This window comes from Deinococcus sp. JMULE3 (assembly GCF_013337115.1).
Taxonomy (GTDB): Bacteria; Deinococcota; Deinococci; order Deinococcales; family Deinococcaceae; genus Deinococcus.
The window spans coordinates 2,854,424-2,873,571 of sequence record NZ_SGWE01000004.1; the positions used below are offsets into that span (position 1 = coordinate 2,854,424).

Consider the following 19,148-nt stretch of genomic DNA (forward strand, 5'->3'; position numbering starts at 1 on the left):
GACGCGCAGGCTACCCCGCCGGGGTCGCGCGGCGGTCAGGTCACCCCGGCGGTCAGGTCAGCAGGATCGCCCGGAAGTCACAGACGTTATGCCCGGTCGGCCCGGTGCGCAGCAGGTCACCCAGCAGGTGGAAGAACGCGTGGGCGTCGTGGCGCCGCAGGAACTCGGCCGGGTCGAGCCCCAGCGCGCGGGCGCGGTCCAGACTGTCCGGGCTCAGGGCCGCGCCCGCCGCGTCACTGCTGCCGTCCACGCCGTCACTGCCCGCCGACAGGACGTGCACGCCGCGCAACCCCGCCGGGGTGCCGCCCAGTTCGGTCAGGAGCGCCAGCGCGAACTCCAGGTTCCGTCCGCCCCGCCCGGCATCCGCTCCCAGGGTGACGGTCGCCTCGCCGCCCGACAGGAGCGCCACCGGGCGCGGCGCGGGCGTCCCATGCTGCTGAATGCTGCGGATGACCGAGGCGTGGAACGCTGCCAGGGCGCGGGCCTCGCCGGTGAAGGTGTCCCCCAGGATCAGCGCGGGCACCCCCTGGGCCGTCAGCGCCTCCCGCGCGGCGTCCAGCAGGTGACGGTTCCCGCCGATCACCGTCGCCTCCGAAGCGGGCAGGGTGTCCGGCGTGTCGGGCGCGCCGCTGCGAAAGTACGCCCGGGCCTCCGGCGCGGCCAGCCCGTAGCGGTCCAGCACGGCCAGCGCGTCTGCGAACGTGGTCGGGTCCGGCACGGTCGGCCCGCTGGCGACCATGTCCAGCGGATCACCCACCACGTCCGACAGGACCAGCGTCCGCACCCCCGCGCGGGTCGCCTGCGCCAGCCCCCCACCCTTCACAGCCGACAGATGCTTGCGGACCGTGTTGATCTCCGTGATGTCCGCCCCGCAGCGCAGCAACTCGCCCGTCAACGCCTGCTTCTGCGCCAGGGTCACGCCGCGCGGCGCGCACAACAGCGCACTCCCACCCCCGGACAGCAGCACCAGCGCCCGCTGCCCGGCCCGCAGCGACCCCAGCCGCTCCAGCGCCGCGCGGCCCGCCCGGACACTGCCCCCGTCCGGCACCGGGTGGCCCGCTGCGATGACCTCCACCCCCGGCCGCACCTCACCCGGTGGAGTGCTGCCGTGCGGCGTGACGACCAGCGCCGGCACGCCCGCATGGGCCTCCAGCGCCGCGCAGGCCATCGGCACACTGGCCTTCCCGACCGCCAGGATGAAATCCGGCCGCGCCCCACCCAGATGCGGCGCCAGCAGCCGGGCAGGGGAGACCGCGTCCAGCGCACTCAGGAACGCGCGGCGCAGCACCTCGGCAGGCTCGTCGGCGGGGCGGGGGACCATCAGGCGGACCGGGTCAGGCGGGCCGCCGCTGCATCAATGCCGTGCGCTTGCACCTCGCCACGACCTCACCCCGCTGGTTCAGCGCGCGGTGCTCCACGATCACGATGCCTGCGTCCGGGCGGCTGCGGCTCTCGCGGACCTCCAGCACCTCCGACTCCGCGCGGATGGTATCCCCGTGGAACACCGGCTTCGGGAACACCACGTCCGTCAATCCCAGGTTCGCGACCAGCGTACCCAGCGTCAGCTCATGCACGCTCAGGCCCACCAGCAGACTCAGGGTCAGCAGGCTGTTCACCAGCGGCCGCCCGAACTCGGTCCCGGCCGCGTACTCGTGATCCAGGTGCAGCGGCTGCGGATTCATCGTCATCGTCGTGAAGAACACGTTGTCCGCCTCCGTCACCGTGCGCGTCACGCGGTGCCGGATCACGGTGCCGGGCGTCAGTTCCTCCAGGTAACGCCCCTGCGGGCGGTTCAGATCCTCATTCATGGGTGCCTCCGGCAGTGAGTGGAGAGTGGGCAGTGGGGAGTGGATCGAGGCGTTGCCACTGCCTACTCCCCACTACCCACTTCCTGCGCCAGGATGGCGCGCGCGGCGGCGAGCATGGGTTCGTCCACCATCTGACCCTCGAAGCTGAACGCGCCGTGGCCCTGCGTGGCGGCGTCGTGCGCGGCGGCGAGCAGGGCGCGGGCGCGGGCCGTCTCTACGGGCGTCGCGCCGAACAGCTCGTGTGCCAGTTCGACCTGCGCGGGGTGGATGCACAGCTTCCCGGCGTAGCCCAGCGCGCGGCCCAGTCCGGCGTCCTCGCGGAAGCGTGCCGGGTCGTTCAGGGCGGTCACGACGATGTCCAGCGCGGGCACGCCGGTCAGCCGCGCGGCCAGCGCCACCTGCGAGCGGGCGTACAGAACCTCCAGCCCGCCGGGCGTGCGCCGCCCGCCCAGGTCGGTGGTGTAATCCTCCGCGCCGAAGTACGCCCAGCGCACGGCGTCCTCGCGCAGGATCTCGTGCGCGTGCCACACGCCCGCGCCAGTCTCCAGGCCCGCCAGGATCGGCAGGGTCAGGCCGAAGGTCGCCAGGGCGTTCACGACCTGCCGCACGTCGTCCGCGCGTTCCAGTTTCGGGACGACCACCCCCGCCAGCTCCGGCGTCAGGACATGCAGGTCGTCCGCGAAGTACGGCGAGTGGACGGCATTCACGCGCAGGAACACCGGGAGGTGCGGCGCGGCGCCCAACAGGTCCCGCGCGGCGTCCCGCGCGACCGGGCGGGCGGCGGCCTTCGCCTCGGGCGTGCCGGGGATGGCGTCCTCCAGGTCGATCACCACCGCGTCAGGGGCGCTGCGGGGCAGTTTGGCGATCAGGTCGGCGCGGTTCCCCGGCGCGAACAGCAGGCTGCGGGGCCGCGCCAGCCCAGCGGGACGCCCGGCCGAACGAACGTTCGTTGACATGCCCAAGAGGATAGCGGCTGAGCGTCCCGCGGACCTACCCGGCCCGGGACGCCTCGCCGGATGCGGGACCGACCGGCGCGTCCAGGCGGCGCAGGGCCGGGGACAGGAAACCCGCCAGGGCCGCCGCGCCGCTCAGGACGCCGCCCACCACGAATACGCCCCGCACGCCGATCCACTCTCCCAGCGGGGCCGCCAGCGCCAGCCCCACCGGCCCGGCCAGCCCCATGACCATGTTCAGCAGGGACAGCGCGCGGCCCTGCAACTCGTTCGGGATGACCCGCTGAAGCAACGCCGTCATGGGTGCGTTCCCGAACGAGAACGTCACGCCACTCACGACCCACCACACGACCGCCAGCCAGAACGCATCCCCGGGCGCCAGGGCCGTCAGGGCCACCGTCAGGCACGACGCGGCGAACGACACGAGGATCGTCACCACCGGACGGCGCGGATTCAGGGCCGCGACGAGCACGCCACCCGCGATCATGCCCACCCCCGACAGGCCCTCCATGAGGGCCACCTGCCCCGCCCCTCCACCGAAGTGGGTCTTGACCAGCAGCGGCGTCAGCGTGAAGGTCGGCATGACGGCCAGCACCACCGCGCCCAGCAGCAGGTACAGGCGGCGCAGGCCCGCGTCGCGCCACACCACGTTCACGCCCGCCCGGAAATCCGAGAGGACACCCGCCCCGGGCAGCCGGATCACGCGGGGTTGCGGCACCGCGTAGCGCAACAGCGGCGCGACACCCAGCAGCGCGGTGACCACATCGATCCCCAGGGCCGCGCCCAGCGGCAGCACACTGATCGCCAGGGCCCCCAGCGGCGCGGCGGCCACCGTCATGACACCCTGGAGGGTCTGGTTCAGGCCCGCCGCGCGCGGCAGGAAACTGGCGGGCACCAGCATGGCGGTACTCGCCCCCGCCGCCGGAGTCTGGAAGGCCTGCATGGCGCTGCGCACCGCCATCATGGTGTACACGTGCCACAGCTGCACGCCGCCGCTGGCGAACAGGCTGATCAGTACGAGCATGCACGCGGCGCTGATCACGTCGGCCGTGATCATGATCGCGCGGCGGCTGTAGCGGTCGGCGAGAATCCCGCCCAGCGGGGACAGCAGCGCCTGCGGCAGCAGCGCCGCCACGCCCGCCACGCCCAGCGCCGCGGCGCTGCCGGTCGTGTCGGTGATCCACCACAGCAGCACGAACTGCGTTATGGCCGACCCGATCAGCGACAGCGCCTGCCCGCCGAAGATGCTCCAGAAGCGCAGCTGCCAGCCGGGGCCTGGATCATAGGCGGCCTGGGGGTCCGGCGCGGCGGGGTTCAGCGGGTCCATGCGGTCAGCGTCTCCCGCAGGGCCTGCGCCTGCGTGTCGTTCAGGCGCGGCAGGCCGGTCAGTTCACCCATCCAGTAGCCGTCGCAGGCGAGCCGGATGGCGTGCGCGGTGCCGGGCGGCACGCCGTCCGCCTCGGCGTCGGTCAGCAGGAACGCCTGCGCCGCACTCAGTCCGGCCAGCAGCGCCGGGTGCCCGGCCAGCGGCGCGAGGGCCGTGTGCAGCGCCTCGCCGTCCTGGTCGGGGGTGAAGGTCAGGGTGATGTATGCGCGCAGCCACGCGCCGCGCGCCGGACCGTGTGCGGCCAGTTCGGCGGCGTGTGCCGCGTCCAGCTTGTGGCGGAAATCGTCGATCAGCGCGAATCCCAGGGCCCGCAGCAACGCGTCGCGGGTGGGGTAGTGATGCAGCAGCCCGCCCTTGCTGACCCCGGCGGCGCGGGCGACGGCGTCCAGCGACAGGGCGGCGCCGTGGTCGCGCAGGACGGCCAGGGCCGCGTCGAGCAGGGCGACGCGTGTGAGTTCGGGTTGCCGGGTACGGGTCATACCCAGAGCATACCGTCTGGTCGGTCGGTAAATGTGAATCAAGGTGCCCTGCGCGCCTGCCTAGCCGCCCGCGTTGACCACCCCCGCCGGGCGCGCGTACACTGCCCCGCATGATCGCGGCGAACAACAACGTGAATGATGATCCCTGCTAGGGGACGTCACGCCGCATACCGCGCCCCCGACACCCTCACCGGAGTCGGGGGCTTTTCAATGAACAGTGAACAAGGAGCCCGCATGACCACCCCAGCAACCGAACCGGCCCAGCAACGCCTGCCCCGCACCCTCACCCGCGACCTCAGCCACCACGACGGTCAGACCGTGCGCCTCCAGGGCTTCGTGCACGCCCGGCGCGACCTGGGCGGCGTGCAGTTCATCGTGCTGCGCGACGTGAGCGGCGTCACCCAGTGCGTCGGCAGCGGCCTGACCCTGCCCCTGGCCGAGAGCAGCGTGGAGGTCACCGGGAAGGTCAAGGCCCACCCCAAGGCCCCCGGCGGCTTCGAGGTGCAGGTCGAGGACTTCCGCGTCATCAGCGCCGCCGTGGAGCCCGCCCCGGTCGAGATTCCCAAGATGGAATGGAACGTCAACCCGGAAACCATGCTCGACTACCGCGTCGTGACCGTCCGCGGCCTGAAGGAACGCGCCGCGCTGAAAGTCCAGGCGGAACTCGTCGCCGCGTTCCGCGACCACCTGATGACCGAGGGCTTCACCGAGATCAGCACCCCCAAGATCGTCTCGGCGGGCGCTGAGGGCGGCGCGAACCTGTTCCCCATCGACTACTTCGGGCACCCCGCGTACCTCGCGCAGAGCCCGCAGCTGTACAAGCAGATCATGGTCGGCGTGTTCGAACGCGTGTTTGAGGTCGCGCCCGTCTACCGCGCCGAGGAACACGCCACCAGCCGCCACCTCAACGAGTACCTGAGCCTGGACGTCGAGATGGGCTTCATCGAGGACGAGGAAGACGTCATGAGCCTCGAGAACCGCCTCCTGGCCGCCATCATGACCCGCCTCAAGACCACCGCGCAGGCCGAATTCGACCTGCTCGGCGCGACCATCCCCGACGTGCCCCCCCACATCCCCCGCATCACCCTGATGGACGCCCGCGTGCTGGTCACCGAGAAGTACGGGCATCAGGTGGGCGGCAAGGACCTCGACCCGGAAGCCGAACGCCTGCTGTGCCAGCACTACGCGGAAACCGAAGGCAGCGACTTCGTGTTCGTCACCAAGTACCCCCGCGCCGCCCGCCCCTTCTACGCCCACCCCGACAGCAACGCCGACGGCACCCCCAGCACCGAGATCACCCGAGGCTTCGACCTGCTGTTCCGCGGCATCGAGATCACGAGCGGCGGCCAGCGCATCCACGACCACGCCATGCTCATGGACTCCATCGCCACCTACAAACTCAAACCCGAAACCCTGGAGGGCTACACCGAGGTCTTCAAGTACGGCATGCCCCCCCACGGCGGCTTCGCCATCGGCGCCGAACGCCTCACCGCCAAACTGCTCGGCATCAGCAACGTCCGCTACGCCCGCGCGTTCCCCCGCGACCGCCACCGCCTGACGCCCTGAGGGGCGTGTTTGATGGTCGAGAGGTGATGGTTAATGGACAGGCTCGCCCCGTGACGGGTGGGCCTGTTCTGCGCTGCGGGGCGGGTGTACGCTGCGGGGGAACCCGTCCAGCCCCCCCGGCCCCGGAGGAACCCCCATGCGCGCACCCGCCACCCGGCCCGCCCTGACCCTCACCCTGGCCCTGCTCGCCAGCCCCGCCGCGCACGCCGCGTGCAAGCTCGCCGACATCGTCCCGGGCGGCACGTACACCTACCGCATGACCGGCCCCGGCAGCGGCACCTTCACCACCACCAATACCGTCAAGGGGAGCAGCGTCCGGGCAACCACCACCATTGAGGGCCGCACCAGCACCATGACCTGGACCTGCACCGGCAAGGGCCTCAGCGGGAAACTCAGCGGCGCGCAGGGCGCCGGCATGACCCTGAACAACAGCTCCTTCCTGCCGCCACTGAACCTCTGGCGGCCCGGGTACAGCTGGACGTCCACACAGGACATGAGCATGAGCGGCGGTATGACCAGTCGGGGCAGCAGCGTCACCCGCATCGTGAAACGCGAGACCGTCAAGGTGCCCGCCGGAACGTTCAATTCGTGGCGACTCGACACGACCACCACCGTGAAGATCACCCTCCCCGGCGGCCGCACCCCACCCGCCGGGAGCCCCCTCGCCAGCGGCACCACCGTGCAGAGCAGCGTCTGGTACGCGCCCGGCACCGGCATGATCCGCAGCGTGAACAGCGGCATGACCACCGAACTCGTGAAGTTCAAACGCTGACCGGGGGCGGTAGCATCGGCGCATGACCGACCGCGCCCGAGGCAGCAACGAACAGGCCCTGAACGAGGAATTCGCGCAGTTCAGCGTCGGTGGGCAGCGCGTGTACGGCATGCTGCACCGCCCCGCCGGGGACGCCCCCACGCACGGCTGGCCCAGCGTGATCCTCCTGCACGGCTTCACCGGCAGCCGCACCAGCGACCACCGCCTCTTCCCGCTGCTGTCCCGCCACCTCGCTGCGCGGGGCGTCGCCAGCCTCCGCTTCGACTTCCGCGGCAGCGGCGAGAGCCAGGGGGACTTCAGCGAGATGACCGTCACCCGCGAAATCGAGGACACCCTCGCCGCCTTCGACTACGTGCGCCGCCAGCCGGGCCTCGACCCGCAGCGCGTCATGCTCCTCGGCTTCAGCATGGGCGGCCTCGTCGCCGCCCAGAGCGCCACGCAGGCCCGACCCCACCGCCTCGCCCTGTGGGCCCCCGCCCTCCCGGAACTGTGGCTCCCGTTCCTGCGCGGCGGGTTCCTGCCCGCCACGATCACGGATTACAACGGCTGGCCGCTGGGCCGCGACTTCCTCCAGGAAGTCACCCGCCTGAGGCCCCTCGACGCCGCCGCCGCGTGGGGCGGCGAGGCCCGCGTCTTCCACGGCGACCAGGACAAGACCTGCCCCCCCGAGTACGGCGTCCGCTACGCCCAGGCCCTGCACTGCGACGCCGTCGCCATCCCCGGCGCCGGGCACACCTTCGACAACCTGGAGCAGGTGGACCTGCTCTTCCGCGAGACGACGCGGTTCCTCACCGGGGGGTGAACGGGGGAGTGGGCAGTAGGTAGTGGGGAGTGGGTCGGCTGGAAATGGGCGGGAACGCTGCCGATCGGCCTTTAAGCGACCCGGACGGGATCACCCACGATCCACTTCCCACTCACCACTCCCCACTGCCTGCCCACTGCTATGCGCCGCCCTTCCTCCCGGTCCAGACGGTGTGCTTGCCGCCCCTGCCCTGACGGGCGCGCGGGTGGTGGACCTGCGTGGTGAATCCGGCGCGGGTCAGGGCGTCGGTGAAGCGGGGGACCTTCTCGACGCTCCACACGGCGAGCACCCCGCCGGGGCGCAGGGCGGCGCGGGCGGTGGCGAGGCCGCGCGGGCCGTACAGGGCGTCGTTCGCGGCGCGGGTCATGCCCTCGGGGCCGTTGTCCACGTCCAGCAGGATCGCGTCGAACCCGGCGGGGTGGGCGCGCATGACCTCGCCCACGTCGGCCACCGCGACGGTCACGCGCGGGTCGCGCAGAGGGTGCCCGGCGACCGCGCCGAGGGGACCGTGATTCCACGTGACGACCTCCGGCACGAGTTCCGCCACCGTCACCTGCGCCGCGCCGGGCAGGGTCCGCAGCGCGGCGGCGAGGGTGAAGCCCATGCCCAGCCCGCCGATCAGCACGCGCTGCGCGGCGGCCCCCAGCCCAGTCAGGGCGAGGTCGGCCAGCGCCTCCTCGCTGCCGTGCTGGCGGGAGTTCATCAGGTCGTACGGCGTGCCGCGCACGCGGATGCTGAACTCGGTGTCGCGCTGCCACAGCTGCAGCTCGTCGTGGCTGCCGGGGACGGGCGCGGAGCCGAGGTGGACCCAGGGTTTCAAGGGTGGCTCCGGGGGGCGTGGGGGAGGAGCGGCATCCGGTCAGTGTAGCCGAGTGGTTACAGTCCGAGGACGGCGCCCAGCACGGCGGCCCCGACGACGATCAGGGCGGCGTTGACGCGGGTGCGCCACAGCAGGGCGAACGAGGCGGCGGCGATCAGCGCCCCGGTCCAGCTGTGGATGCTGCCTCGCGCGAGGACCAGCACGCCCGCCAGCAGCACGCCCGCGCCGAAGGGCAGCAGGGCGCTCCGGAGTGCGGGCAACCAGCGCCAGCGGCTGAGCCGCTGCCACGCGGTCATCGCGGCGGCGCTGAGCAGCGCGGTGGGGCCGTAGAAGCCCAGCGTGGCGGCGAACGCGCCCAGCAAGCCCCCAGCAGCGAAGCCGTAGTGGGTCATGGCGAGCATGTTCGGTCCGGGCATGACCTGCCCCAGCGCGAAGCCGTTCGCGAGGAGCTGCGGCGTGATCCAGCCCTTCTGCTCGACCAGCACGCGTTCGATCTCGGGGAGGTTCGCGCCGCCGAAACTCACGAGGCCCAGCCGCGCGAACGTGAGCAGGATGTCCAGCGGTTCGGCCGTCACTCGTCGCTCCGGGGGCGGTGGAGGATCAGGCCGACGATGACGGTGCCCGCCAGAACGATCAGCAGGTCGGCGCGCAGCACGGCGAGCAGCAGGAAGGTGATCACGGCGAGGGTGGGGCCGAAGCGGATGCCCGCCGTGACTTTCAGGACGGGCAGGGCGGCGGTCAGCATGACGCCCAGCGCCGCGCAGGCCGCGCCCCGCAGCCCACTCTGCACCGCAGGGGGGAGGCCGCCGGGGAGGCCGAGGGTGAAGACGCTGACGGTCAGCATGGCGATCAGGCCGGGCGTGAGGATGCCCACGACCGCCAGCGCCGCGCCGCTCCCGCCCAGCAGGCGCGCGCCGATCATGGCGGCGAGGTTCACGGCGTTCGGGCCGGGGGTCAGCTGCGCCAGCGTGTAGGCTTCCGCGAATTCCGCGTCGGTCATCCAGCCCCGCGCGTTCAGGGCGCGGCGGGTGTGAGCAGGTAGGCCGCCGCCGATGCCGACCAGCGCAACGCCCACGAACAGCCGCAGCAGTCCGGCGGGCGTGGGGGGTGGGGTGGGGGTGACGGGCGCGGCGCTGGCGGCCGGGGACGTGGGCGCGCTCATGCCCTGAGCGTAGCGCCCACACAGTCAAAACTGCGAAACTACTCCAGAGACAACACGGAACAGAATGCACGAAACGGGGATGCAGCGAGGCTACGCTGAGCAGGTGAACCGGGCGGCGTTGCTGCTGATCCCTAATCTGACTGCGTGTGGTCCAGTGAGGGACGGCACCACCGCCGGGGCGCCCTGTCAGGAGGCCGCGTCGGTGAATCTGGCTCGGTCGGTGCGGGTGCCCTACGACACGGAACGCTTCCAGCCGCTGTCCGGTGGGGGAGAGTCCGAGCGCTTCCGCGTCACGCTGCGGTCTCAGGGGAAAATCGTGGAACGGTACACGTTCACCTGCCGGGAGGCGGCGAGTGGATCAGTGGAGCTGACCTGGACCCCGCTCCACTGACGCTACTGGCCCCCACCGGCCACGCGTCCCAGTTGCGCGCGGAACACGCCGGGGTCGCTGGTGGGCAGGTCGCAGGTGTGGTGCAGGCACACGTACCCGCGCCCGTCACCGGGACGGTCCAGAAGGACGGGCAGGTCACCGCCCGCCTCCGTGAAGGCCAGCGCGGCGAACGGGAGGAACACGCCTGCCGCGACCGCCTCCAGCGGGGCGCGTTCATCGGGCGTGCCAATGATGGCGACCTCGGTGTGCGGGGCGTGGAGGAACGCGGCGGCCAGCCACAGCCCGCCGAAGCCGCCCGCAGCGGCCAGCATGTCGCCCCGGAAGGCGTTCACGGTGCGGCGCGCCATGCCCTCTGCTTCCTCGTCTGCGAAGTAGCGGTGCATCCACAGGGCCAGCAGCGCGCCCGCCGCGTTCTCGGAGATCACGGCGCTGTCGAAACCGGGGGCCTGCCGGGCCAGCAGCGGCTCGGCGCGGCCGCCGGACGCCATGAACACGCCCGCCTCCTCGTTCCAGAAGTCGCGTCGCACGACCTCCCACAGCTCCTGCGCGCGGTGCAGGTGCGTCAGGTCACCACCCGCCTGGAACAGCGCCACCAGCCCCAGGGCGTACAGCGCGTGGTCCTCCATCAGGCCCTCCACGCGCGCCTGCCCGCCGCCCCAGGTGTGCCGCAGTGTGCCGTCCGGCAGGGCGAGGTGCTCCTCGATGAACGCCGCGTTCCGCCGCGCGACCTCCAGATAGGCGGGCTCGCGCAGGATGCGGGCCGCGTCCGCGAAGGCCGCCAGAGCCAGTCCGTTCCACGACGTGAGGACCTTGTCGTCCGTGCCCGGCTGCGCCCTCTGCGCGCGGGCCGTGAGGAGGCGGGCCTTGAGGGCGTCCAGATGCACCGCGACCTCTCCCTCCGTCTGCCGGAGGTCCAGCGCTAGGTCCGGGACGGGCAGCGCCACGAACGGCACGCTGCGGCGGCCCACCTCGGGCCGGTGCGGATCGAGGAAATTCCCAGGGTCCGCGATGCCCAGGTGGCGGCACAGCAGGTCGCCGTCCGCGTCGCCCAGCACGGCGCGCACCTCGGCGGGCGTCCAGGTGAACGTCAGGCCCTCCACACCCCCCGTGTCCGCGTCCTGAGCGGAATAGAAGCCGCCGTCCGGGGCGAGCATCTCGCGCCGCAGGTACTCCAGCGTCCCGCGCGCCGCCTGCGCGAACCCCTCATCCCCGCTGAGCTGGTAGGCGCGCAGCAGCGTGCGGGTCAGCTGCGCGTTGTCGTACAGCATCTTCTCGAAGTGCGGCACCCGCCACGCCTCGTCCACGCTGTAACGGTGGAAGCCGCCGCCCAGCTGATCGTGCAGGCCGCCCGCCAGCATGCGCCGCAGCGTGTGCAGCGCCATCAGGCGGCCCGTGGGCTGCGTCAACAGGAAATCCAGCGTGGTCGGGGCGGGGAATTTCGGTGCGCCGCCGAAGCCCCCCAGCGCCTCGTCGAACACCCGCCGCAGATTCCCCACCGCGCGCTCCAGCAGCCCGGCGTCCACCTCACCCTCCGCCGCGCGTGGGCGGCTGGCCTCGCGGACATGCTCGGTCAGCGCCTCGGCGTTCCCCAGCAGCTTGGGGCGCTCCTCGCGCCACGCGCGCTCCACGCTCGCCATCACCCGCGAGAAGCTCGGCAGGCCATGCCCGTCGCGCGGCGGGAAGTACGTCCCCGCGTAGAACGGCGCGCCGTCCGGCGTCAGGAACACCGTCATGGGCCAGCCGCCCTGCTCGGTCAGGGCCTGCGTGGCCGCCATGTACACCGCGTCCACGTCCGGGCGTTCCTCGCGGTCCACCTTCACGTTCACGAAGTGCGCGTTCATGTACGCGGCGGTCGCCCCGTCCTCGAAACTCTCGTGCGCCATCACGTGGCACCAGTGGCACGTCGAGTACCCCACCGACAGCAGCACCGGCACGTCCCGCTCGCGCGCCTCCCGGAACGCCTCCTCGCCCCAAGGCCACCACGCCACCGGGTTGTCCGCATGCTGACGGAGGTACGGGCTGCTCTCCTGACCCAGACGATTCATGCCCCGAGGGTACCGCCGCACCCACCGGCGAGCGGGGAACATGAACGCAGAGCGGGACGCCCCTCACACCGCCCCGGTCCGCCGCGCCTCACACTGAGGCGCATGGCCCAGCCCGACGCTCCCGCCGCCGACCCGCAGAGTTCCTTCGACCGTCCCGTCCGCGTGCGCGCCGGCTTCCAGCTGACCTTCGACGTGCCCTACCCCACCCCCATGCTGTTCGTCGTGCAGCCCCGCGACCGCCTGGAACCCACCGGCACCCGCCAGCGCATCATCGACCAGCGGCCCATCGGCGCCGCGCAGGGCATCCACACGTACACCGACACGCACGGGAACGTCGTGTGGCGCACCGTCGCGCAGCCCGGCACGTTCATCATCGGGCACGACCTGATCGCCGAGATCACCCGCAACGCCGACCCCGCCCACCCCGACCTGCCCAAGACGCCCGTCGAGGCCCTGCCGGACGACACCATCACGTACCTGCTGCCCAGCCGCTACGTGGACAGCGACCTGATCAGCGCCGACGCCTGGGAACGCTTCGGGCACATCCAGGGAGGCTGGGCGCAGGTGCAGGCCATCAGCGACTACCTGAACGACACCTGCACGTACGGCTACGGCTCCACCAGCGCCACCACCGCCTTCCAGGCGCTCGGCAGCGGCCGCGCCGTGTGCCGCGACTTCGCGCACATGGGCGTCGCGTTCTGCCGCGCGCTGAACATCCCCGCCCGGTACGTGTGCGGGTACCTGCCGGACATCGACATCACGCCCGACCCGGTCCCCATGGACTTCCACGCGTGGTTCGAGGCGTTCATCGACGGCCAGTGGCGCACCTTCGACGCGCGTCACAACCGCCCCCGCGCGGGCCGCATCCTGATCGCGCAGGGCCGCGACGCGTCCGACGTGGCGTTCACGACGTCGTTCGGCAGCGCCCGCCTGACCCACATGAAAGTCTGGGCGGACGAGGCCGCGCCCGACATGACGCTGGACACCCCACCCAACCCGCGCATCTTCTGACCGTCCCTGGAGGCCGCCCGGGCGGGTCGTTCCGCCGGGCGGTTTCCCGTACACTTTTCAGTTATGGACTTGAAGGCTCGACTCAAGACGGCAGTGGAGGCCGCCGCCGCGCAGATGGGCGCCCCGCTGGACGTCGCCATCCAGGAAACACCCGCGAATAAACCCGGCGATTACGGCACGCCCGCCGCGTTCCAGATCGCCAAGGCGCTGGGGCAGAACCCCGCGCAGGTCGCGCAGACGCTCGCGCAGACCGTGCAACTCCCCGAGGGCATCGAGCGTGTGGAGGCCGCTGGGCCGTTCCTGAACTTCTTCGTGGACGTCGGCGGCTTCGTGCGCGGCGTCGTGCAGACGCCCCTGAACCTCCCCGCGCAGGACGGCAAGGTCGTCATCGAGCACACCAGCGTGAACCCCAACAAGGAACTCCACGTCGGGCACCTGCGCAACGTCGTCCTCGGCGACAGCATGGCGCGCATCTTCCGCGCCGCCGGGTACGAGGTCGAGGTGCAGAACTACATCGACGACACCGGCCGTCAGGCCGCCGAGAGCCTGTTCGCCATGGACCACTACGGCCGCGAGTGGAACGGCGAGCAGAAGTACGACCACTGGCTGGGCGAGGGCTACGTGCAGCTGAACGCCGACCCTGCCAAGGCCGACATGGAAGCGGGCATCCGCGAGGTCATGCACAAGCTCGAAGAGGGCCTGCTGCGCCCCCTCGTCGAGCAGACTGTGAAGGCCCAGCTGGAAACCTGCTTCCGCATCGGCGCGACGTACGACCTGCTCGTGTGGGAGTCCGACGTGGTCGGCAGCGGCTTCCTGAACCGCGCCATGGACATCCTGGAGGGCAGCCGGTACACCTCGCACCCCACGGAAGGGAAGTTCGCGGGCGCGTTCATCATGGACGTCAGCGAATTCATGCCCGGCCTGGAGGAATCCAACGTCGTGCTGCGCCGCAGCGACGGCACCGCCATGTACGTCGCCAAGGACATCGGCTTCCAGTTCTGGAAGTTCGGTCTGTTCGAGGGCATGACCTTCAAACCGTTCATGACCGACCCCGCCGGGAACACCATCTGGACCAGCGACCCCACCGGCGACAGCGCCCAGGCGGCCCGCTTCGGGCACGCGCACGAGGTCATCAACGTCATCGACTCCCGCCAGAAGCACCCGCAGATGCTCGTGCGCAGCAGCCTGGGCGTCGCCGGGGAGACCGAGAAGGAAGCGCGCAGCATCCACCTCAGCTACGAGTTCGTGAACCTGAACGGGCAGACCATCAGCGGCCGCAAGGGCATCACCCTGGCCGTGGACAGCGCACTTGAACAGGCCGCCGCGCGGGGCTTCGCGGAACTCAGCGCGAAGAACCCCGACCTCGCCACGCGTGACGACGCGCAGGAAATCGCCCGCCGCATCGGCGTGGGCGCCCTGCGCTTCGCGATGCTGCGCAACGAACCCAGCCGCGCCTTCGACTTCGACCTCGAAAAAGCCAGCAGCCTCCAGGGCGACACCGCCCCGTACATCCAGTACGCCGCCGTGCGCGCCGCGAACATCCTGCGCAAGGCCCAGGACGCCGGGCACCCAGTGGACGGCACCGGCGCCGCCTGGGACGCCCTGCCCGACGTGGACCTGATCCTCGCCAAGCAGGTCGCCAAACTCCCCGAGGTCGTCGAGCAGGCCGTCCGCGCGCACTCCCCGCACGGCGTCGCCCAGTACGCCCTGGACCTCGCCACGTCCTTCAACGCCTGGTACAACGCCAAGGACAAGCAGGGTAAACCCGCCACGAACGTCCTCGCCAGCCCCGAAGGCCTGCGCGAGGCCCGCCTGGCCCTCGTCGCCCGCGTCCGCACCGCGTTCGAGGACACCCTCGGCCTGATCGGCATCGAGATTCCCCCCGCGATGTAACACGGACTCCGGTTGAAAGGTTTGCAAAAACTTTCAACACGAGCGGACTCGCAGAGCTGCGCAGCAGAGCGAGCAGGAGAGAAACGGGTTCCGGACGTGGAGCTGGCAATCCGGTGAAGTTCCGGATTGTCAGCGAAACAAACGGAATCCGTATAAGGCACAGCAGTTCCGTGCAGAGGAGGCGGCCCCGGTAATCCCTGTGGCTGCCTCCTCTGCTGTGGTTCAGGCGCGTGGTCAGGCGCGGCGGCTCTGGATGCGGAAGACCTCACGCTGGGACAGGGGTGGGGTGGGGAGCGGGTGGGCGCCCTGGGGGCGCAGCCCGTCGAGGGTCAGGGCGAGGGCGCGGCGCCAGATCTGGGCGTTGATGGTGCGGGTGGCGGTGATGACGGCGGCGTGGCCGATCATGATGGGCAGCAGGTCCTCGGGGGTGAGGTCGGGGCGCAGGCTGCCGTCCGCCTGGGCGCGTTCGATGAGGGTCTGCATGCCGACGCGCATGCTGGTCCGCTGGGCTTCCAGGGTGCGGTTGCGGCCGGGCGTGAAGGCGTAGGGGTTCTGCAGGCCGCCCTGCGCCTGGAGTTCGCACATGTGGTGGATGAAGTGACTGAAGCCGTGCCAGGGGTCGGGGAGGTTCAGGGCCTCGTCGAGGATGGCGTGGTAGGTCGCGTATTCCTCGAGGTACAGGGCGGTCAGGAGGTCCTCGCGGGTGGGGAAGCGGCGGTAGAGGGTGCCGGCGCCCACCCCGGCGTGCTGGGCGACGCTGGTGAGGGTGGCGTCCGGTCCCTGCGTGCTGAAGACGGTGCGGGCGGCGTCGAGGATGCGTCGCCGGTTGCGTTCCGCGTCGCCGCGCAGGGGAGTGGGGGTGGGGTCGGACACCCCCCCAGCATAACAAAGTGGAGGATGCCCTCCGTTTATGCTACGCTGGCCAAAAGCGGAGAAGATCCTCCGTTTGTGCTGCGGGAGGATCACCTCACCGCCCAGGAGCCCTATGAACATCATCTACTGGATCATCACCGCCCTGACCGCCCTCGCCTTCCTCGCCGCCGGACTGATGAAACTCACCCAGCCCAGAGAAAAACTCACCCCCCAGATGCCCTGGGTCAACGACTTCCCACAGGGCACCGTCCGCGCCATCGGCGCACTGGAAGTCCTGGGCGCCCTGGGCCTGATCCTCCCCCGCGTGACCGGCATCCTCCCGGCCCTCTCGACCGCCGCCGCCGCCGGACTGATCCTCACCATGATCGGCGCCGCCACCGTCCACCTGCGCCGCAAGGAACCCGTCACGCCCGCCGCCGTCCTGGGCCTCCTGAGTGCCGCCGCCCTCTGGGGCACCCTCCAGGCCTGACCCGACCCCGCACCCGGCAGGTGACGCCACCCGCGTCCATCCGCTACACTTCCAGACATGATCCGCTCTGCGCTTACCACCCGGGGACGCCTCGACTGACTCAGGTCCGTTCGAGCGTCCCCGGCTGGCTGCCGGGGCGTTTTTTTTGATGGTGGATGGTCGATAGACCGGCCTCAGCACCCGCCAGAGCAGCCGCTTCCGTCAACCATCAACTTTCACCCATCACCCTTCCGAAGGAGTCCAGATGAACAACGAGCACCCCATCAACATTCCCGAGCCGCGCATGGAGCGGTACAACCCGCACGCCATCGAGAAGAAATGGCAGACCGCCTGGGAGCAGAGCGGCCTGTACAGGTTCAATGAGGACGCGCCGGGCGAGAAGTTCTACGCGCTGACGATGTTCCCGTACCCCAGCGGGAACCTGCACATCGGGCACTGGTACGCGAACGTCGCGCCGGACGCCCGCGCCCGCTGGCTGCGGATGCGCGGGTACAACGTGCTGTTCCCGATGGGCTTCGACGCCTTCGGCCTGCCCGCCGAGAACGCCGCCATCAAGAACAGGACGAATCCGGCGACGTGGACGTACGCGAACATTGAGCGGATGACCGGGCAGTTCCAGGCGATGGGCACCATGATCGACTGGAGCCGCCAGTTCGCCACGTGCGACCCGGAGTATTACCGCTGGAACCAGTGGTTCTTCATCGAGTTCTACAAGCGCGGCCTGGCGTACAAGAAGGGCGGGCTGGTGAACTGGTGCCCGAAGGACCAGACGGTACTGGCGAACGAGCAGGTCGTGAACGGCCACTGCGAACGCTGCGGCACCGCCGTCGAGAAGCGCAACCTGAGCCAGTGGTACATGAAGATCACGGACTACGCCGACGAGCTGCTGGACTTCAGTGACACGGACATGCCCGAGAAGGTCCGCCTGATGCAGACGAACTGGATCGGGAAGTCGGTGGGGGCCGAGGTGACCTTCGACACGCCGGCCGGGCCGGAGACGGTATTCACGACCCGTCCGGACACGCTGATGGGCGCGACGTTCATGGTGCTGGCTCCCGAGCACGCCAAGGTGGCGGACCTGACCACCGACGAGCAGCGCGCGGAGGTCGAGGCGTACGTGGCGGCAGCGGGCCGCAAGACCGACGTGGAACGCCAGCAGGAGGGCGAGAAGACGGGCGTGTTCACCGGCAGTTACGCCACGCACCCCATCACCGGGAGGGCGCTGCCGATCTGGGTGGCGGATTACGTGCTGGTCACGTACGGCACCGGCTCGATCATGGCGGTGCCCGCGCACGACGACCGTGACTTCGCGTTCGCGCGCAAGTTCGGCCTGGACGTCGTGGAGGTCATCCGGGCCGAGGGCGCCGAGCCGATGGCCGAAGACGCGGCGGAACCCTACACCGGTGAGGGCGTCATCGTGAATAGCGGCGAGTTCGACGGATTGAGCGGCGGGAAGGCCAGCATCGCCGGAATCGTCGAGCAGCTGGAGGCGCGCGGCATCGCGAAGGCGAAGACCACGTACCGCCTGCGCGACTGGCTGTTCGCCCGCCAGCGCTACTGGGGCACCCCGATCCCCTTCGTGCACTGCCCCGAGCACGGCGCGCAGCCCGTCCCCGAGGACCAGCTGCCCGTGCGCCTGCCGGAGAACGTGGAGTTCACCCCGACCGGCCAGAGCCCCCTGAAACTGGACACCGAGTGGCTGAAGACCACCTGCCCCGTCTGCGGCGGCCCCGCCGAGCGCGACACGGACACCATGGACACCTTCGTGGACTCCAGCTGGTACATGTACCGCTACCTGAGCCCCGACTACCACGAGGGCCCCTTCGATCCCGCCAAGGACCCCATGATGCCCGTGGACCTGTACACCGGCGGGATCGAGCACGCGATCCTGCACCTGCTGTACTCGCGCTTCTGGATCAAGGTCATGCGCGACATGGGCCTGACGAAGCACAGCGAACCCTTCGCGCACCTGCGCAACCAGGGCATGATCCTGGGCGAGGACGGCGAGAAGATGAGCAAGTCCCGCGGCAACGTCGTCGACCCGGACGATTTGGTCCGCGAGTACGGCGCGGACACCGTGCGCACGTACCTGATGTTCATCGCGCCGTGGGAACTGGGCGGCCCGTGGGACCCGCAGGGCATCAACGGCCCCGCCAAGTGGCTGAGCCGCGTGTGGACGCTGTTCACCGACGACAAGGTCACCGGCCCCGCCGAGACCGTGTCCGAGGCCGACCTGCGCTTCGCGGTGCACAGCACCCTGAAGAAGGTCACCGGGGACTTCGAACGCCTGAGCTTCAACACCATCGTCGCGTCCCTGATGGAACTGACGAACACCCTGGTCAAGGCCAAGCGCGCCCCGGTGTTCGGCACGCCCGCCTGGGACGAGGCGCTGGACATCTTCAACCGCCTGCTGGCCCCCGTGGTGCCGCACATCGCCGAGGAGATCTGGGCGGCGCGCGGCCAGGACGGCAGCGTACACACCGCCGCGTGGCCCGCCATGGACGAGCAGGCCGCGACCCGCGACACCGTCACCCTGGGCGTGCAGGTCAGCGGGAAGGTGCGCGGGCAGGTCACGATCAGCAAGTCGGCCACGCAGGACGAGGCGATGGCCGCCGCCAAAGAGAACGCCGACGTGGCCCGTTTCATCGAGGGTAAGCAGATCGTCAAGGAGATCTACGTGCCGGGCCGCATCATCAACATCGTCGTGAAGTGAACTC

General features: G+C 70.7%; 18 protein-coding genes. 8 read left to right on the plus strand and 10 right to left on the minus strand.

What is annotated here, in order from left to right; genetic code table 11:
- Window positions 1-52 precede the first annotated feature (52 nt).
- The 5 genes from EXW95_RS16725 to EXW95_RS16745 form a co-directional block, all read right to left on the minus strand.
- On the minus strand, window positions 53-1,321 hold the full coding sequence (locus tag EXW95_RS16725; RefSeq protein ID WP_174368404.1) for a glycerate kinase: 1,269 nt from the start codon (window positions 1,319-1,321) through the stop codon (window positions 53-55).
- A gap of 13 nt (window positions 1,322-1,334) precedes the next feature.
- On the minus strand, window positions 1,335-1,808 hold the full coding sequence (locus EXW95_RS16730) for a MaoC family dehydratase (protein ID WP_174368405.1): 474 nt from the start codon (window positions 1,806-1,808) through the stop codon (window positions 1,335-1,337).
- A 62-nt stretch (window positions 1,809-1,870) separates the two neighbouring features.
- Window positions 1,871-2,764 (minus strand): CoA ester lyase, encoded by an 894-nt coding sequence (locus tag EXW95_RS16735; RefSeq protein WP_174368406.1) that lies wholly within the window; start codon window positions 2,762-2,764, stop codon window positions 1,871-1,873.
- Window positions 2,765-2,798: 34 nt separating this feature from the next.
- Window positions 2,799-4,088 carry an MFS transporter gene (locus EXW95_RS16740; protein WP_174368407.1) on the minus strand — a complete coding sequence of 430 codons (1,290 nt, stop codon included), beginning with the start codon at window positions 4,086-4,088 and terminating at the stop codon, window positions 2,799-2,801.
- The gene (locus EXW95_RS16745) at window positions 4,076-4,627 is read right to left on the minus strand and encodes a TetR/AcrR family transcriptional regulator (protein WP_174368408.1); all 552 of its coding nucleotides are present in this window, start codon (window positions 4,625-4,627) and stop codon (window positions 4,076-4,078) included. Before EXW95_RS16745 ends, EXW95_RS16740 begins: the two co-directional genes overlap by 13 nt.
- Before the next feature lie 234 nt (window positions 4,628-4,861).
- Between EXW95_RS16745 and aspS the strand changes: the two genes are divergently transcribed.
- From aspS to EXW95_RS16760, 3 genes are all read left to right on the plus strand, one after another.
- Window positions 4,862-6,193, plus strand: a complete 1,332-nt coding sequence (gene aspS / locus EXW95_RS16750) for an aspartate--tRNA(Asn) ligase (protein ID WP_174368409.1) — start codon at window positions 4,862-4,864, stop codon at window positions 6,191-6,193.
- Window positions 6,194-6,329: 136 nt separating this feature from the next.
- Complete coding sequence (locus EXW95_RS16755) at window positions 6,330-6,965, plus strand: hypothetical protein (RefSeq protein WP_174368410.1); 636 nt, start codon at window positions 6,330-6,332, stop codon at window positions 6,963-6,965.
- Window positions 6,966-6,987: 22 nt separating this feature from the next.
- Window positions 6,988-7,767 carry a S9 family peptidase gene (locus EXW95_RS16760; RefSeq protein ID WP_174368411.1) on the plus strand — a complete coding sequence of 260 codons (780 nt, stop codon included), beginning with the start codon at window positions 6,988-6,990 and terminating at the stop codon, window positions 7,765-7,767.
- A gap of 139 nt (window positions 7,768-7,906) precedes the next feature.
- Here the strand turns inward: EXW95_RS16760 and EXW95_RS16765 are convergent, their stop codons facing one another.
- From EXW95_RS16765 to EXW95_RS16775, 3 genes are read right to left on the minus strand one after another with little or no spacing between them, the layout of a single operon-like run.
- On the minus strand, window positions 7,907-8,587 hold the full coding sequence (locus tag EXW95_RS16765) for a spermidine synthase (protein WP_174368412.1): 681 nt from the start codon (window positions 8,585-8,587) through the stop codon (window positions 7,907-7,909).
- A 56-nt stretch (window positions 8,588-8,643) separates the two neighbouring features.
- A complete protein-coding gene (locus EXW95_RS16770; protein WP_371810132.1) occupies window positions 8,644-9,162 on the minus strand; it encodes a chromate transporter in 519 nt (172 codons plus the stop codon).
- Window positions 9,159-9,749, minus strand: a complete 591-nt coding sequence (locus EXW95_RS16775) for a chromate transporter (protein WP_174368413.1) — start codon at window positions 9,747-9,749, stop codon at window positions 9,159-9,161. Before EXW95_RS16775 ends, EXW95_RS16770 begins: the two co-directional genes overlap by 4 nt.
- 202 nt (window positions 9,750-9,951) lie before the next feature.
- Between EXW95_RS16775 and EXW95_RS16780 the strand changes: the two genes are divergently transcribed.
- Entirely contained in the window at window positions 9,952-10,140 is a 189-nt protein-coding gene (locus EXW95_RS16780; RefSeq protein ID WP_174368414.1) for a hypothetical protein, read from the plus strand.
- A gap of 2 nt (window positions 10,141-10,142) precedes the next feature.
- Here EXW95_RS16780 and EXW95_RS16785 read toward each other — a convergent pair whose 3' ends face one another.
- Window positions 10,143-12,185 carry a thioredoxin domain-containing protein gene (locus tag EXW95_RS16785; protein ID WP_174368415.1) on the minus strand — a complete coding sequence of 681 codons (2,043 nt, stop codon included), beginning with the start codon at window positions 12,183-12,185 and terminating at the stop codon, window positions 10,143-10,145.
- Window positions 12,186-12,287: 102 nt separating this feature from the next.
- On the opposite strand from EXW95_RS16785, the gene EXW95_RS16790 reads away from it, so the two are divergent.
- Both EXW95_RS16790 and EXW95_RS16795 read left to right on the plus strand, forming a co-directional pair.
- Entirely contained in the window at window positions 12,288-13,196 is a 909-nt protein-coding gene (locus tag EXW95_RS16790) for a transglutaminase family protein (protein WP_174368416.1), read from the plus strand.
- A gap of 63 nt (window positions 13,197-13,259) precedes the next feature.
- A complete protein-coding gene (locus EXW95_RS16795; RefSeq protein WP_174368417.1) occupies window positions 13,260-15,089 on the plus strand; it encodes an arginine--tRNA ligase in 1,830 nt (609 codons plus the stop codon).
- Between the two features lie 234 nt (window positions 15,090-15,323).
- Here EXW95_RS16795 and EXW95_RS16800 read toward each other — a convergent pair whose 3' ends face one another.
- Window positions 15,324-15,962, minus strand: coding sequence for a TetR/AcrR family transcriptional regulator (locus tag EXW95_RS16800; protein ID WP_174368418.1), 639 nt, complete (start codon window positions 15,960-15,962; stop codon window positions 15,324-15,326).
- A gap of 112 nt (window positions 15,963-16,074) precedes the next feature.
- Here EXW95_RS16800 and EXW95_RS16805 point away from each other — a divergent pair, with 112 nt between their 5' ends.
- Together EXW95_RS16805 and leuS are read left to right on the plus strand one after the other, a co-directional pair.
- On the plus strand, window positions 16,075-16,431 hold the full coding sequence (locus tag EXW95_RS16805) for a DoxX family protein (protein ID WP_119672954.1): 357 nt from the start codon (window positions 16,075-16,077) through the stop codon (window positions 16,429-16,431).
- Window positions 16,432-16,675: 244 nt separating this feature from the next.
- Entirely contained in the window at window positions 16,676-19,144 is a 2,469-nt protein-coding gene (gene leuS / locus EXW95_RS16810) for a leucine--tRNA ligase (RefSeq protein ID WP_174368419.1), read from the plus strand.
- Window positions 19,145-19,148: the final 4 nt, after the last annotated feature.

Coding starts and splice junctions, on each gene's coding strand:
- EXW95_RS16725 (WP_174368404.1), bottom strand. CDS start 1,321: ATGGTCCCCCGCCCCGCCGACGAGCCTGCCGAGGTGCTGCGCCGCGCG.
- leuS (WP_174368419.1), top strand. CDS start 16,676: ATGAACAACGAGCACCCCATCAACATTCCCGAGCCGCGCATGGAGCGG.
- EXW95_RS16730 (WP_174368405.1), bottom strand. CDS start 1,808: ATGAATGAGGATCTGAACCGCCCGCAGGGGCGTTACCTGGAGGAACTG.
- EXW95_RS16775 (WP_174368413.1), bottom strand. CDS start 9,749: ATGAGCGCGCCCACGTCCCCGGCCGCCAGCGCCGCGCCCGTCACCCCC.
- EXW95_RS16790 (WP_174368416.1), top strand. CDS start 12,288: ATGGCCCAGCCCGACGCTCCCGCCGCCGACCCGCAGAGTTCCTTCGAC.
- EXW95_RS16745 (WP_174368408.1), bottom strand. CDS start 4,627: ATGACCCGTACCCGGCAACCCGAACTCACACGCGTCGCCCTGCTCGAC.
- EXW95_RS16805 (WP_119672954.1), top strand. CDS start 16,075: ATGAACATCATCTACTGGATCATCACCGCCCTGACCGCCCTCGCCTTC.
- EXW95_RS16760 (WP_174368411.1), top strand. CDS start 6,988: ATGACCGACCGCGCCCGAGGCAGCAACGAACAGGCCCTGAACGAGGAA.
- EXW95_RS16755 (WP_174368410.1), top strand. CDS start 6,330: ATGCGCGCACCCGCCACCCGGCCCGCCCTGACCCTCACCCTGGCCCTG.
- EXW95_RS16735 (WP_174368406.1), bottom strand. CDS start 2,764: ATGTCAACGAACGTTCGTTCGGCCGGGCGTCCCGCTGGGCTGGCGCGG.
- aspS (WP_174368409.1), top strand. CDS start 4,862: ATGACCACCCCAGCAACCGAACCGGCCCAGCAACGCCTGCCCCGCACC.
- EXW95_RS16795 (WP_174368417.1), top strand. CDS start 13,260: ATGGACTTGAAGGCTCGACTCAAGACGGCAGTGGAGGCCGCCGCCGCG.
- EXW95_RS16785 (WP_174368415.1), bottom strand. CDS start 12,185: ATGAATCGTCTGGGTCAGGAGAGCAGCCCGTACCTCCGTCAGCATGCG.
- EXW95_RS16740 (WP_174368407.1), bottom strand. CDS start 4,088: ATGGACCCGCTGAACCCCGCCGCGCCGGACCCCCAGGCCGCCTATGAT.